The organism is Bradyrhizobium sp. DOA1, assembly GCF_001593325.1.
GTDB lineage: Bacteria > Pseudomonadota > Alphaproteobacteria > Rhizobiales > Xanthobacteraceae > Bradyrhizobium.
Window position 1 is genome coordinate 3,942,871 of the sequence record NZ_JXJM01000001.1, and the last position, 12,259, is coordinate 3,955,129.

General features: G+C 62.5%; 13 protein-coding genes and 1 pseudogene. 6 read left to right on the top strand and 8 right to left on the bottom strand.

Features of this window, described 5'->3' with window-relative positions:
• Positions 1 to 83: 83 nt before the first annotated feature.
• Both SE91_RS18830 and SE91_RS18835 read right to left on the bottom strand, forming a co-directional pair.
• The gene (locus tag SE91_RS18830) at positions 84 to 1,787 is read right to left on the bottom strand and encodes a SulP family inorganic anion transporter (protein ID WP_061848642.1); all 1,704 of its coding nucleotides are present in this window, start codon (positions 1,785 to 1,787) and stop codon (positions 84 to 86) included.
• Positions 1,784 to 2,464 (bottom strand): YoaK family protein, encoded by a 681-nt coding sequence (locus SE91_RS18835; RefSeq protein ID WP_008553047.1) that lies wholly within the window; start codon positions 2,462 to 2,464, stop codon positions 1,784 to 1,786. The genes SE91_RS18830 and SE91_RS18835 overlap by 4 nt, the downstream gene beginning before the upstream one ends.
• 132 nt (positions 2,465 to 2,596) lie before the next feature.
• Between SE91_RS18835 and SE91_RS18840 the strand changes: the two genes are divergently transcribed.
• From SE91_RS18840 to SE91_RS36375, 3 genes are read left to right on the top strand one after another with little or no spacing between them, the layout of a single operon-like run.
• On the top strand, positions 2,597 to 4,285 hold the full coding sequence (locus tag SE91_RS18840; protein WP_061848643.1) for an aspartate:alanine exchanger family transporter: 1,689 nt from the start codon (positions 2,597 to 2,599) through the stop codon (positions 4,283 to 4,285).
• A gap of 10 nt (positions 4,286 to 4,295) precedes the next feature.
• On the top strand, positions 4,296 to 5,183 hold the full coding sequence (locus tag SE91_RS36370) for an alpha/beta hydrolase family protein (RefSeq protein WP_061848644.1): 888 nt from the start codon (positions 4,296 to 4,298) through the stop codon (positions 5,181 to 5,183).
• A 23-nt stretch (positions 5,184 to 5,206) separates the two neighbouring features.
• Positions 5,207 to 5,788, top strand: coding sequence for an invasion associated locus B family protein (locus SE91_RS36375; protein WP_061848645.1), 582 nt, complete (start codon positions 5,207 to 5,209; stop codon positions 5,786 to 5,788).
• A 13-nt stretch (positions 5,789 to 5,801) separates the two neighbouring features.
• On the opposite strand, the gene SE91_RS18855 is transcribed toward SE91_RS36375, so the two are convergent.
• Positions 5,802 to 6,170 (bottom strand): response regulator transcription factor, encoded by a 369-nt coding sequence (locus tag SE91_RS18855; protein WP_008553055.1) that lies wholly within the window; start codon positions 6,168 to 6,170, stop codon positions 5,802 to 5,804.
• A gap of 180 nt (positions 6,171 to 6,350) precedes the next feature.
• Entirely contained in the window at positions 6,351 to 6,974 is a 624-nt protein-coding gene (locus SE91_RS18860) for a response regulator transcription factor (RefSeq protein WP_008553056.1), read from the bottom strand.
• A gap of 306 nt (positions 6,975 to 7,280) precedes the next feature.
• Between SE91_RS18860 and SE91_RS18865 the strand changes: the two genes are divergently transcribed.
• Entirely contained in the window at positions 7,281 to 7,964 is a 684-nt protein-coding gene (locus tag SE91_RS18865; RefSeq protein WP_061851198.1) for a helix-turn-helix domain-containing protein, read from the top strand.
• A gap of 259 nt (positions 7,965 to 8,223) precedes the next feature.
• Here SE91_RS18865 and SE91_RS18870 read toward each other — a convergent pair whose 3' ends face one another.
• On the bottom strand, positions 8,224 to 8,673 hold the full coding sequence (locus tag SE91_RS18870) for a potassium channel family protein (RefSeq protein ID WP_061848646.1): 450 nt from the start codon (positions 8,671 to 8,673) through the stop codon (positions 8,224 to 8,226).
• A gap of 439 nt (positions 8,674 to 9,112) precedes the next feature.
• Here SE91_RS18870 and SE91_RS18875 point away from each other — a divergent pair, with 439 nt between their 5' ends.
• Positions 9,113 to 9,973: an alpha/beta hydrolase gene (locus tag SE91_RS18875; RefSeq protein ID WP_061848647.1), complete on the top strand. Its 861-nt coding sequence runs from the start codon at positions 9,113 to 9,115 to the stop codon at positions 9,971 to 9,973.
• A gap of 185 nt (positions 9,974 to 10,158) precedes the next feature.
• On the opposite strand, the pseudogene SE91_RS36380 reads toward SE91_RS18875, so the two are convergent.
• A pseudogene (locus tag SE91_RS36380) lies at positions 10,159 to 10,315 on the bottom strand (ABC transporter ATP-binding protein C-terminal domain-containing protein); the annotation flags it as partial.
• Between the two features lie 71 nt (positions 10,316 to 10,386).
• Between SE91_RS36380 and SE91_RS18885 the strand changes: the two are divergent.
• Positions 10,387 to 10,590, top strand: a complete 204-nt coding sequence (locus SE91_RS18885) for a hypothetical protein (RefSeq protein WP_063921151.1) — start codon at positions 10,387 to 10,389, stop codon at positions 10,588 to 10,590.
• A 31-nt stretch (positions 10,591 to 10,621) separates the two neighbouring features.
• Here SE91_RS18885 and SE91_RS18890 read toward each other — a convergent pair whose 3' ends face one another.
• Together SE91_RS18890 and fdh3B are read right to left on the bottom strand one after the other, a co-directional pair.
• Positions 10,622 to 11,623: a formate dehydrogenase subunit gamma gene (locus SE91_RS18890; RefSeq protein ID WP_061848649.1), complete on the bottom strand. Its 1,002-nt coding sequence runs from the start codon at positions 11,621 to 11,623 to the stop codon at positions 10,622 to 10,624.
• Between the two features lie 39 nt (positions 11,624 to 11,662).
• Positions 11,663 to 12,259 (bottom strand): formate dehydrogenase FDH3 subunit beta, encoded by a 597-nt coding sequence (fdh3B, locus tag SE91_RS18895; RefSeq protein WP_008553076.1) that lies wholly within the window; start codon positions 12,257 to 12,259, stop codon positions 11,663 to 11,665.

The following is a 12,259-nucleotide window of genomic DNA, read 5'->3' on the forward strand; positions in this document are numbered from 1 at the left end:
CCGGTCCCTCCATTGATCCAAGTCAACGGTCGCATGCATTCTGGCTCGCGATGCCAGGCCGCCCGCAGCGCAACACGGAGGGGTCAAGCCTTTCGTTGCGCTGAGTGCGTCTCGTCGTCGCTGGGCAGGCTATCGAGCGACCGCAGCCACTGGTCGCTGTCGGTCTTGCCCGCCAGCCCCTCGGCACGCAGGAGGTCACGGAGCTGCGCATGCGCACCGACGACGCAGAAGGTCACCCCGCGTGATGCAAGCTCGTCGTGGAGATCGTGCAGCATGCCTGCACCCGCCAGATCGATGTAGGGCGAAGCCGAGAGGTCGCAGACCACCAGCCGGACGCCCGACGACCTGCGCAGCGCCGTCAAAACGGTCTCCAGGATGGTCTCGGCATTGATGTAAAGCAGCGATGCTTCAGGCCGGAACGCGATGATGCCGACCAGCGGCTCGACGCCCTCGTGCCGCGCACTGTCCGAATACCGACCGCTGCCGGGCAATCGGCCCAGGAACGCGACATTCGGCCGCGAGGCCCGCGCCAGTAGCAGGAAGATCGACGCGATCGACGCCAGCAAGACGCCTTGGAGAATGCCGAGCAGCAGCACGGAGATCAGTGCGATGGCCGCCGCGTAGAAATCGATCCGACTGACCCGCCACATTCGAAGCAGCGCCCGAACATCGACCAGCCTGTAAACGGCGGCGAAGACGATCGCCGCGAGCACCGCCTTCGGCAGGTTGGTCAGCAGCCCCGTGAAGAACAACAGGCACAGACCGAGCGTCACCGAGCAGATCACCAGCGCCAGCGGCGTCCGCGCCCCGGCGTTGTCGTTGACGGCCGATTGCGACAGGCCACCGGCAACGGGATAGCCATGGCCGAAAGCAGCGGCGAGGTTCGCTGCGCCCAGTCCCAGGAATTCCTGACGGACATCGAGGGAATAGCCGTGCTTGGCAGCGAAGCTGCGGGCCGCCGACACGCCTTCGATATAGGCAAGGAGCACGCAACCTGCGGCGAGAGGGAATAGATCGTCGAACTCCAGCAGGCCAAATGTCGGGACCGCCAGCGCCGGCAGCCCTTCCGGTATCTTCCCGGTAACGGGCACACCTAGGGCCGGCAGGCCCAGCAGCGTTGCCAGAGCGATCGCAAGCGCAACGACAGTGATGCCGACGGGTTTTCCCGGCAACAGCCGTTCGCCGAGCAGAAGCAACAAGAGCGCGACCGCACCGATGCCTAACACCAGCGGATCGACGCCGCCGAGCTGCCCGAATAGCTTGACAGCCCGATCGAAGAAATTGTGGCCGCCACCGGCCACCCCAAGAAGGCTTGGCAATTGGCTCATGATGATGGTGAGCCCAGCTCCCGCCTTGAAGCCGACCAGGATACTGTCGCTAACGAGCCGGACGAGAACGCTGAGCTTGAACAGCCAGGCGATCAGGCAAAGCACCGCCACGGAAAAGGCCGCGAGGCTCGCGATCTGCGCGTAGCGTACCGCATCTCCTCCGGCCAGCGCACCGACGGTCCCTGCAATCATCAGGGAAATCGCTGACGTCGGCCCGATCGCGAGCTGCCGCGACGACCCGAGCAAGGCGTAGCCGATGCCTCCGAGCATGTAGCCATAGACGCCGATCTGCGGCGGCAGGCCGGCCAACGCGGCATAGGCGAGCGAGACCGGAATGGCATAAGCGGCCAGCGTGACGCCGGCAATCGCGTCGGACGGCAGCCATTCGCCGCGATAGGCCGCAAGCCAGCCTGCCGGCGGGAAGAAACGCCACCAACCGGCATCGGACGGTGCGCTCATCGCCCTTGCTCCTGATGGGGCGCTTCGCAGCGCAGCAGCACAATCAGCAGCGCGACGACCGGCAGGCAGAGCGCGAGATCGGGGATGTTCTTGGTCGCAAAAGCACCGGCGGCGGCCCCGAAGCCAAACACGGCACACAATGCGAAGAAGATGCCCGACTTGCGCAACGTCCCGAGCGGAGCCCCGCCATACACGACCGAAAACATGTTCTCGATGGCTTGACGCATATTGCCGGTGATCATCACCGTGCTGCAAACGGTGCCCTCGACCCGGGCGAACATGGACGATTGCATGGCTGCGACCACGGAGATGCCGAGCGTTCCCGCCAGGTCCGGCAACCGGTTGTGCAGGACACCAATCACGATCAACAGCACGATCTCGATGACAGTGCTGATCGCCGCGGCGCGCCCGCCGGCGACACGACGCAGCCAGGCAGCGATCACGATGCCGACCGCGAAGGCGAGGATCGGTGGCACGAAGTGCGACGCCCTCGCCCAGTTACCCGCCATCCCGTAGGCCCAAAGGAAGATCAAATTCGCGGTCTGAGCGTTCGCCAGCACGCCGTGAATGATCCAGGTATAGGCATCGATGAAGCCGCCCGCGAAGGCGAGCAACAATACGATCTCGACCGTCTCGTCGCGGCGGATCGCGCCGGCTGCGACGTCCAGGGTACTCATCTCGGAAATACGGGCTGCCGCAAATACTCCATTCCGTCATAGGCATCCCGCCGTCCCTGCCGAGGCTTGATCTGGATCAAGCAAGATCCCCGGGACGCCAATCAAATCCCGTCAAAGCGCCGGGGGAATGCCATGGAAACCGTCAGGTGGATCATCGCCACCGCACCGGAAATATTCCTGCTGCTCGCCATCGCGATCGGCACCGTCCTTGGCCGCATCAGAATCCGTGGCTTCTCGATCGGAACGACTGCCTGCATCCTGATCGTAGCCGTTCTGATCGGCCAGCTCGGCAGCTTCACGTTTCCGCCGATCCTGCGCGCGATCCTGTTCAGCCTGTTCGTGTTCACGATCGGCTACCGGTCGGGACCCGAGTTCTTCGCCTCGTTGAGCGTGCGGACCCTGGCGCAAGTCATGCTGGCGCTGGTGATCGGAGCGACCGGGCTCGTGATCGTGCTCATCTTTGCCCGCGTCTTCACACTCGATACTGGGACAGCAGCGGGCCTGGCCGCCGGCGCGCTGACCCAGTCCTCCGTAATCGGAACAGCCTCGGGCGCGCTGGCGCAGCTCGGGCTCCCAAGCGAGGTGTTGAAACAACAGGAAGCCAACATCGCCGCGGGCTACGCGGTGACCTATGTGCTCGGCTACATCCTGACGCTGCTGTTCGTGCCGTTCGTTGCGCCAAGGCTGATGCGCATCGATCTGAAGGCGGAGGCGAAAAAGCTCGAGGCCGAACTCGCCGGCGGCGCGCCGCCGAAGACGCAAAACCTCTCATACCGCAAATTCCAGGCTCGGGCCTATCGCGTCTCAGCGGGCGCGGGCCGTGCCATCGGTGCGATCGAAGCCGAGATCGGCAGCCGTACGGTGGTGGAACGCATCGTGCGCCGCGGAGCCGACATCAAGGTGCAGCATGACACCGTGATCGAGGCCGGCGACGACATCGTCATTGCCGGTCCGACCGCTGCGATCGTCGCGGCCAAGCCCATCATCGGGACCGAGATCGATGCGGGGGAACTGCTGAGCAGCCTGCCGGGCAACGTAGTCGAGGTGCTCGTTGAAAACCGTCAGTTGCACGGCCGCTCGCTTCGCGAGATCGTCGAGCGGCTGGGCGACAATGCGCGCGGTGTATTCCTGCGCGCGCTCACGCGCATGGGTCGGGAGGTACCTCTCGGTCCCGACACGCGGATCTATATCGGCGACGTCATGACGCTGGTCGGCAGCACCGGCAACATCGCGCGGGCAACGGAGCGTGTGGGACATGCCCTTAATACCAGCGATCGGACCGACATCGCCTTCGTTGCTGCGGGCATCGCGGTGGGTCTGCTGGCCGGTCTTGCCAGCTTCAAGGTCGGCACCGTCGCGCTGACGCTCGGTGGCGGTGGCGGTGCGTTGATCGCGGGGCTCGTCTGCGGCTGGCTGCGGACGCGCAGGCCCGGCATCGGCGCGATGCCGCCGGCAGCGCAGCAAACCTTGAGCGATCTCGGGCTCGGCGGTTTCATAGCGGCCATCGGACTCGGCAACGGGCTTGCCGCCTGGTCTGCGATTCAGGCGCACGGTTTGCTGCTGGTCGGCATGGGCATCGTCGTCACGCTGATTCCGATGACGATAGGAACGCTCGTTGCCTATTACCTTCTGCGCATGAACCCGGTAGTGACCTGCGGCGCGCTCGCCGGCGCCATGACGGTCGATGCCGCCGTCACGGGGGCTTGTGACGTTGCCGAGAGCCAAACCCCGGTGCTCGGCGTCGCCGTGCCCTACGCGGTCGGCAATGTCGTCCTCACCGTCCTCGGCCCGATTGTGGTGGCCGCCACGTTCACAGGGTAAGGAGGCCGAGATGCGAACGCCTCTCCCGGCAATCGGCCAAATCTTCGCAGTCATGCTGTCCATTCTTGGCACGCTTGCCGCGCCCGCACGCGCCGAAGACCAAGTCCGGATCCAGGAGGAAGTCTGGGTGTTGCCACTACCGCTGCCGATGTTCGCCTATCTGGTGCGCCCGGTCGGCGATGGTCCCTTCCCTCTCGTGATCATGAATCACGGCGTGTCGCTCAACCCGACCGATCGCAGCTTCTTTCCGCTCGTCGAGTTCCGGGACGCCGCCAAATGGTTTGCCCGGCGCGGCTACCTCGTCGTGGCTCCGGTCGGCACCGGCTATGGTGCAGCAGCCATCGACATTCCCGAACGTGGCATCTACGGACCGTTCTTCTCCAAGATCGGGAACTGCTCCAATCCCAACTTTCGTGACGCAGGGCTCGCCGTCGCAAAGGTCGATCTCGAGATCATCGACTATCTCGCCGCCGAGAAACGCATCATCCCCAAGGACGTGATCGTGGTCGGCCAGTCTGCCGGCGGCTGGGCCTCGATCGCCTTATCCAGCGTGAACCCGCCACCGGTGAAGACAATCATTACTTTTGCCGCAGGCCGTGGCGGGCGCGTCGGCGGCAAGCCGAACAACAATTGCGCGCCGGACAAGCTGGTTGAAGCCACCGCGGATTTCGGGCGCACCTCGCGGGTGCCGATGCTGTGGATCTACATCGAGAACGACACGTTCTTTGGGCCCGACCTGTCCAAGCGCATGCATGCTGCCTTCACCGCTGCCGGCGGCCGGGCCGAATATCATCTGATGCCGCCGTTCGGCGGCGAGGGGCACTTCTTCATCGGTTCGCCAGACGCAATTCCGCTCTGGTCGCCCTTAGTGACGAAGTTCCTCGATGCGCAGAAATAGGTGGCCGATCCGGAGGCGCGACTATGCCCAACATCCGTGACTGCCTTGCAGGCCTTCTCATTGCTATCGTCGGGACCGCAACGTCGCTTGGCGGCGTCGCGCCGGCGGAAGCCCAAGCCGACAAGCCGGCCGAAGTCGCGACGCGCGGTCAGCGTGAAGCAGCGGACATCAGCTACGGCGGTTGGCAGAAACTATGTTTCAGGCCGGGAGGTGCGCCCACGCTGTGTCGAACCTCGATCACAGGTCGATTCCCGACCGGACAGATCGCCGTGCGGCTTGATCTGATCGAACGCGAGGGGTCCGAAACAGTGCGTCTGCAATTGTTCGTGCCCGTCGGCATGTATCTTCAACAGGCGCCCAAATTGACGATCGACCAAGGCTCCCCCTTTCGCCTGCCTTATACCTGGTGTCTCACCAACCTCTGCATAGCAGCCGACGTGGCGGCGCCGAAGACCATCGAGGAGATGGCATCAGGCAAGGCGCTGATGCTTGAACTCGTCGATTCGAACCTCCTGGCGCTGACGACCTCGGTGCCGCTGGCGCAGTTCGCGGCCGCCTACAAAGGTGCGCCGGCGAAGACGCTGGAGCAACATGTCGAGGAGTGATCGATGCGGGGACCTATGCAGCAGCCGCACGCGTCACGGGCCCGATCAGGGCTTCTGCAGAAAATGGCTTGGTCAGATAGGCGAGGCAGCCCGACGTGATCGCCGCGGTGCGGTTCGCCGGACTGTCGTTGCCCGTAATGTAGATGACCGGGGCGGTGACGCCCTTCTCCGTCAGGCTCCGGCGCAGGTCGATGCCGGAACTTCCGTCGAGATCGATGTCGAGCACGATGCAGATCGCCCCTTCCATTCCGCCATAGTCCAGCAAGGCGCCCGCCGACTCGAATAGCGTCGCGACGAAACCGTGCGCACGCAACAGCCTGGACATGCTCGTCCGGACGGACAGGTCATCATCGACGATGAAGACGGATTGGTGTTTCGGCACGGCGACCTCTCAAGCGTCCCAGCGGTGGTGGTCTGCGGCTGATCGCGTTATGACCCGGCCTTCCATCGCGCATTGGGGCAATTGGGCACACTCGTCTGCATGGCAGCATCGCCAACGTCTTTTCAATTGTCCCTTCGGGAAGTCACATCAAGGGAACTGTGCGAACTGAAAGCAGGTGCGCTATTTGCCATTCACATCGAGCATTCCCAATCGTTCCGCGATCGAAACGAGTTCCGCAAGCGAATGGACCTGCATCTTCTCCATCACCTGGTGACGATGCGCTTTCACGGTCCGTTCTGTGGTCCCGAGCTCATGCGCGATCTGCTTGTTGATCCGGCCGCGCACGATGAGATCGAACACCTGCCGCTCGCGGTGTGTCAGGGAGGCCAGATGACTTCGAAATACATCGAGCCTGCTGCGCTGGGCGCGTGACACCCGCTGGCTCGCCAGCGCGCGCTCGATGGCATCGATCAACTGCTCGGAGGATATCGGCTTGGTCAGGAAGTCTTCCGCACCGGCCTTGATCGCTCGCACGGTGGTTGGAGTATCCGCATATCCCGTCAGGAAGATGATCGGCAAAGTCGAACCGGACGCGGCCAATCGGGTCTGTAACTCGGGCCCGCTCAATCCCGGTATCCGCACGTCGAGCAGAATGCACCCCGCCTCCTCGTCGTTCGGCGCTGACTCCAGCAGCGCTTGTGATGACGCATAAGTGGCAACATCGTAGCCCGCGAGCTTCAGCCGGCGCTCGATCGCCGTGCGAAAGGACTCGTCGTCATCGACAATGTGAACGAGGCCCGGCACCTTCCACCTCTCGCGCAATTCCTACGGGGACCATTGAAGTCCCCTCAAGCCGCAGAATCATCTTCAACAATTGAAGTTCAAAATATCTGTCATGCAATCAGCCAGATTCCCGCAGCGCCTGCCAACTTCTCATCCTGCGCATCCAAGCGGCTGCCCTGTCCCTTGGTACAATGAACGTTGGGCCAATGGATTGAACCACCATCATACTCGTAAATCTACCTGGGCGGGAGTGGGATAGCGCGGCGCATTTCCGGCCAAGAATTTCGTTTGACGGACCAATTCGGCGGCAAGCTGAGGAGTTGGCCTATGTTTGTTCGCATCACAACGGATTCCGCCCTACGCCCCAATTCACTCCGTGACCTCGGCATGAAAAGTGAGTCAAATGCGTTGGTCAGTTTAAGCGAATTTTCCTACCGAAAGGGATCCGAGATCTACGGGGAGAAAGAGCCGGCGGAATATGTCTACCAAGTCAAGTCCGGAGCGGTACGAAGTTACAAGCTGCTAACGGACGGCCGGCGCCAGATCGGCGCATTCCACCTCGTCGGGGACATCTTCGGGCTCGAGAATGGTAGCGAGCACCGGTTTACGACCGAGGCGATCGTCGACACCACCGTGCGCCTTGTGAGGCGGCATAGTCTCGAAACGGTCGCCCAGAACGACGCAATGGTGGCTAGAAATCTCCTGAGCATGACCACCAACAATCTCCAGCATGCCGAAGACCACATGCTGCTGCTAGGACGCAAGACCTCGCTGGAGCGGGTCGCGGCCTTCCTGCTGGAGATGGACAAGCGTCTGACGGCTGCGGGAGTCATGGCGCTGCCGATGTCGCGGCGCGATATCGCGGATTACCTTGGCCTGACGCTGGAAACCGTCTCGCGCGCTCTCTCACGCCTGCATGAGCTCGGCGTTCTCGGCTTCGTGGGCAACACTCAGCGGCAGATCGTTCTGCTCGACCGGCAGCAGCTCGCCGGTCTCGATCTGCAGTCTTGACCTATATGGTTCGATCGCACCTGGATCAGCGACGATTGGACGGCGCCTGACGCGCCGTTCAATGGCGATTGCGCGACCTTCGATACGCCGATGACGATGATTTGAATGCCTGCATAGCAGCAGGAATACTGACATTTCGTCACCAACCCCAGTGCCCTCCTCGCCTGACGGCATCGGGATTTTTAGCCGACGTTCTGTCGGCTTCGGCGCGCTGTTCGCGATTATCATATCACTACGCTGCTCCACTGCGGTGCTCGAATTACCCCGAAGCTGATCGAGGCGCCTTGGCGGCTTCGAGATGGTCGAGCGTCTTGCGAAGGACCTCGAACAGCACGGCCGCCGACCATCCAAACAGCAGCACCCCATTCATGGCTGTCAGTGGGCCAATGAGCCGCCACTCGCGCACAGGCGTGATATCGCCGTAGCCGAGAGTCGTATAATTGACGAACGCGAAATAGAGCAGCCCGTCTTCAGCAGCTGCCGCGCCGACGATGCTGTAAGTCGCTGCCCACACGAGGACTTCCAGTACATGAGCGACCATCAACACCACGGCCGTGGCCATCATCACGCCCATCAAGTGCGATCTCGGCCGTGCCGTGTGACGCAAACCCGCGCTGCGTGCAATACTGACCGCAATGACCGTCACCAGTGCGTGCAATCCGATACAAGCCAGGCTAACCAGCGTGCCGACGAGAAACGGAAGCATCATAGCGTCCACCGCATTTGCAACTGGCTCGTTGTTGTCTTTAGTCACGGAGTTCCGAGGCGGCTGTGTCGCCGCAGCCGCATCAGGTCAGCTGCTCGGCCATGCGCAGCTGGACGCCGCCGGCAGGCGTCGTGATTGATCCACGTCAATGGTGGATCGCAGTGGTTTCGGAATTGGCAGATTAGATATCGTCAGACCACACAGGCTCGCAGACAACCAGCGACGACATGGCATGGTCTGATGGACAAATGAGCGCTTGATGCATCATCGGATCAACGCTCTGATAGAAGGCTTCAGCGGCGTCCATCGCCTTTCAGCTGTTTTCCCGACAATCCGGATTGACAGGTGCATGGCGCGCGGGCATCGCGATGCCGCGATGCCGCGGTTAGATTGCAACTGAGGTGGAGAACAAGGATGCAGCCAGGGCCGTATCGGAGAGATTATGGTTGAGAATGCTCATTCGACAGGTCGGCCGCTCGATCCCCGTTGCGCATGGTCCGGGCTGTCCCAAGCGGAACGCGATGCTGCCTATGATAACAACGCAGCCGTCAAGAACAGCGCGGCCCTGATCGCCGAGCGGAACGAAGCCTCTGGCCGGCTGCGAGGCAGGCTGAAATCCCATCTCGATCTGGCTTACGGTCCGCGGGCGAACAACAAGATCGATCTCTACCCGGCTGCCAGGCCTGAGGCGCCATGCCTGGTGTTCCTGCATGGCGGCTACTGGCAGCGCAATTCGCGCGAATTGTTCGCCATGCTCGTCGAAGGCATCGCCGCCCATGGCTGGTCGGTTGCCATTCCCGGCTATTCGCTGGCGCCGGAGGTGTCCCTCACCGACATCGTCGCCGAGGTCCCGCGCGCGCTCGACTGGCTCGCCGCCAATGGCGCGTCCTATGGCGTTGCCGGACCGGTCGTCTTGTCGGGATGGTCTGCCGGCGCCCATCTCGCAGCGATGGCGCTGGACCATCCGAGTGTCCATGCGGGACTGGCGATCTCAGGCGTGTATGAGCTCGCGCCCATCCGCGATACCAACCTCAATAACGCGCTGAAGCTCACCGATGAGGAAATCGCCGCGCTGTCGCCGCTGCGCCTGCCCCCCACGCCGAAGCGGCTCGACATCGCCTATGGCCGCAACGAGCTGCCGGCGCTGGTGTGCGATTCCATCAATCTCCACGACAAGCGCGCGGCGGCGAAGGCGCCCGGCAAGCTCATTCCGGTCGACGGCGCCGACCATTTCACCATTCTCGAGGCCCTGCGGCGACAAGACGGGGTCCTCGTCGACGCCGTCCGCCGCTTGCTGGATTAGAGCCGCGAAACAACCCCATGCACAGTAGAGAAGCCTCTGTTTTCAAAGACGAATTTTACAGTCAGGTCGGCACCATCGATCCTTTGACACGTCGGGCAAAACAGGAGCGGGATGCCATCATCGCGGCGCTTGTTGCTCCCGCGCGTCCGGTGACGCCGCTGTACCCACACACCATGTCCCGGATATCAAGCACGTCCGCCTCCATGCGAGATAGGCTTTGATGACTGCCGGATCGTTGCAGATCTCGTCGGACGGCCCTTCCGCGATGATGCGACCGTAGTTGAGCACCACGAAGCGGTCGGAGACCGTCATCACCATCGGCATGTCGTGCTCGACTGTGAGGTGGCCCACATCGCGCGAGACAATCTCCGTGTATCCATCGTGTCGGGTGGACATGGCAAACGGAGATGCGCATGAAACGCCTCATGCTCTCGCTCATTGCAGCCGTGCTTCTCGCCGGTGCGGCCACCAGCGTGCTCAGATCACATGTCCTGTTCCATTACGGTCGGAGCGGCATGCCATCCATCGAGGAGCTGCAGGCAGGGCAGGCCAACAAGCTTCCTGAACAGGAGATGCAGGACCGCTCCGTCTTGTTTGCGAAAGAGACCGCACGCTAGAGCAGGCCGTCTCCCTTTTAGGCTCTTCGCGCTACTCGGCCGCCGCGGTCGCAGGTTGAGGCTGACTGTCGTTTGGACCCGTTCGCGCCTTCTGCTGCTCGAGCCAGAGGCTATGGTGCTCGCGTGCCCAGTTGACGTCGACTTCGCCGGAGCCCATGGCCTCGAATGCACCTTCCATTCCGATGGTGCCGATATAGATGTGCCCGATCATCGCTGCGACGAACAGGACCGCGACGATGGAGTGGACGATCTGGGCCAGTTGCATGCCTTCGATGCCCGTGCCGTAGAACGGGAACATCAGCGCATAGCCGCTCGCGGCGACGAGCCCACCGCCGATCACGACGATCCAGTAGATCATCTTCTGGCCGCCATTGAAGCGGTAGGCCGGTGGATGGTCGTGCCCGATCAGGCCGCCGCCGCGCTTGGCCCATTCGATATCCGCCTTATTGGGAATGTTGCCGCCGATCCACATCAGGAAGATCAGCACGACCCCAAGCGTGAACGGGAAGCTCAGATAATTGTGGGCGTATTTCGCCCATTGCGACCATTCGGAGAAGGCCTCGAAACCGATCAGCGGCAAAAGCAGCTGCCGGCCAAAGGTGACGTTGAGGCCGGAAATCGCCAGGATGATGAAGCAGGTTGCCGTCATCCAGTGCACGAAACGCTCGAAGCCGTTGAAGCGCACGATGGTGCGGCCCGAGCGGCCGCTTTCCAGCCGAACCATGCCGCGGGTGAGATAGAAGATCATGATCAGGGCGATCATTCCGATAATGGCAATGCCGCCGATCCAGGGCAGCGTCACCATCCGGAATTCCCGCCATTCCCGTCCCTGCGGCTGCTCGAGGACGCCGGACCGCTGATCCGGAATGCTGACACGCCCTTGAATCCGGTTCAGCTCCTGCAGAAGTTGCTGCTCCCTCACCGAGCTTGCAGTCGGATTGACCTGTTGGGCGTTCGCGGGCGCCGCCATCACCAAGAGAAGCAGCGTGCAAACGCCGAAAGCCAGGCGAATGAACCTTCCAAATGACGCCATCACGTCCTCCCCGGTCTTGCGCGCCCTTAGCTGCCTATCTCAAGATTCGATCGACTCGCGATAGGCGGTCTTCCAACCCCATGCGCCCGAGCCATAGCCGCGCTTCATGACGCGCTCCTTGTAGATCTGGGCGATGATCTCGCCGTCGCCCGCAAGCAACGATTTGGTCGAGCACATTTCAGCGCAGAGCGGCAGCTTGCCTTCGGCCAGCCGGTTCGCGCCGTATTTCTCGTACTCCTCCTTGCTGCCGTCGGCTTCGGGGCCGCCGGCGCAATAGGTGCATTTGTCCATTTTGCCGCGCGAGCCGAAATTGCCGACCTTCGGATATTGCGGCGCGCCGAACGGACAGGCGTAGAAGCAATAGCCGCAGCCGATGCAGAGGTCCTTGGAGTGCAGCACCACGGCATCCGCCGTGGTGTAGAAGCAGTTGACCGGGCAAACCGCCGCGCAAGGCGCGTCGGTGCAATGCATGCAGGCCATCGAGATCGAGCGCTCGCCCGGCTTGCCGTCGTTGATGGTGACGACGCGGCGCCGGTTGATGCCCCAGGGCACCTCGTGCTCGTTCTTGCAGGCGGTGACGCAGGCGTTGCACTCGATGCAGCGGTCAGCGTCGCAGAGAAACTTCATTCGAGCCAT

Excerpts from the sequence above, each read along its gene's own strand:
- fdh3B (WP_008553076.1), bottom strand. The coding sequence starts at position 12,259 with ATGGCTCGAATGAAGTTTCTCTGCGACGCTGACCGCTGCATCGAGTGC.
- SE91_RS18875 (WP_061848647.1), top strand. The coding sequence starts at position 9,113 with ATGGTTGAGAATGCTCATTCGACAGGTCGGCCGCTCGATCCCCGTTGC.
- SE91_RS18885 (WP_063921151.1), top strand. The coding sequence starts at position 10,387 with ATGAAACGCCTCATGCTCTCGCTCATTGCAGCCGTGCTTCTCGCCGGT.
- SE91_RS18870 (WP_061848646.1), bottom strand. The coding sequence starts at position 8,673 with ATGATGCTTCCGTTTCTCGTCGGCACGCTGGTTAGCCTGGCTTGTATC.
- SE91_RS18865 (WP_061851198.1), top strand. The coding sequence starts at position 7,281 with ATGTTTGTTCGCATCACAACGGATTCCGCCCTACGCCCCAATTCACTC.
- SE91_RS36375 (WP_061848645.1), top strand. The coding sequence starts at position 5,207 with ATGCCCAACATCCGTGACTGCCTTGCAGGCCTTCTCATTGCTATCGTC.
- SE91_RS18830 (WP_061848642.1), bottom strand. The coding sequence starts at position 1,787 with ATGAGCGCACCGTCCGATGCCGGTTGGTGGCGTTTCTTCCCGCCGGCA.
- SE91_RS36370 (WP_061848644.1), top strand. The coding sequence starts at position 4,296 with ATGCGAACGCCTCTCCCGGCAATCGGCCAAATCTTCGCAGTCATGCTG.
- SE91_RS18840 (WP_061848643.1), top strand. The coding sequence starts at position 2,597 with ATGGAAACCGTCAGGTGGATCATCGCCACCGCACCGGAAATATTCCTG.
- SE91_RS18835 (WP_008553047.1), bottom strand. The coding sequence starts at position 2,464 with ATGAGTACCCTGGACGTCGCAGCCGGCGCGATCCGCCGCGACGAGACG.
- SE91_RS18890 (WP_061848649.1), bottom strand. The coding sequence starts at position 11,623 with ATGGCGTCATTTGGAAGGTTCATTCGCCTGGCTTTCGGCGTTTGCACG.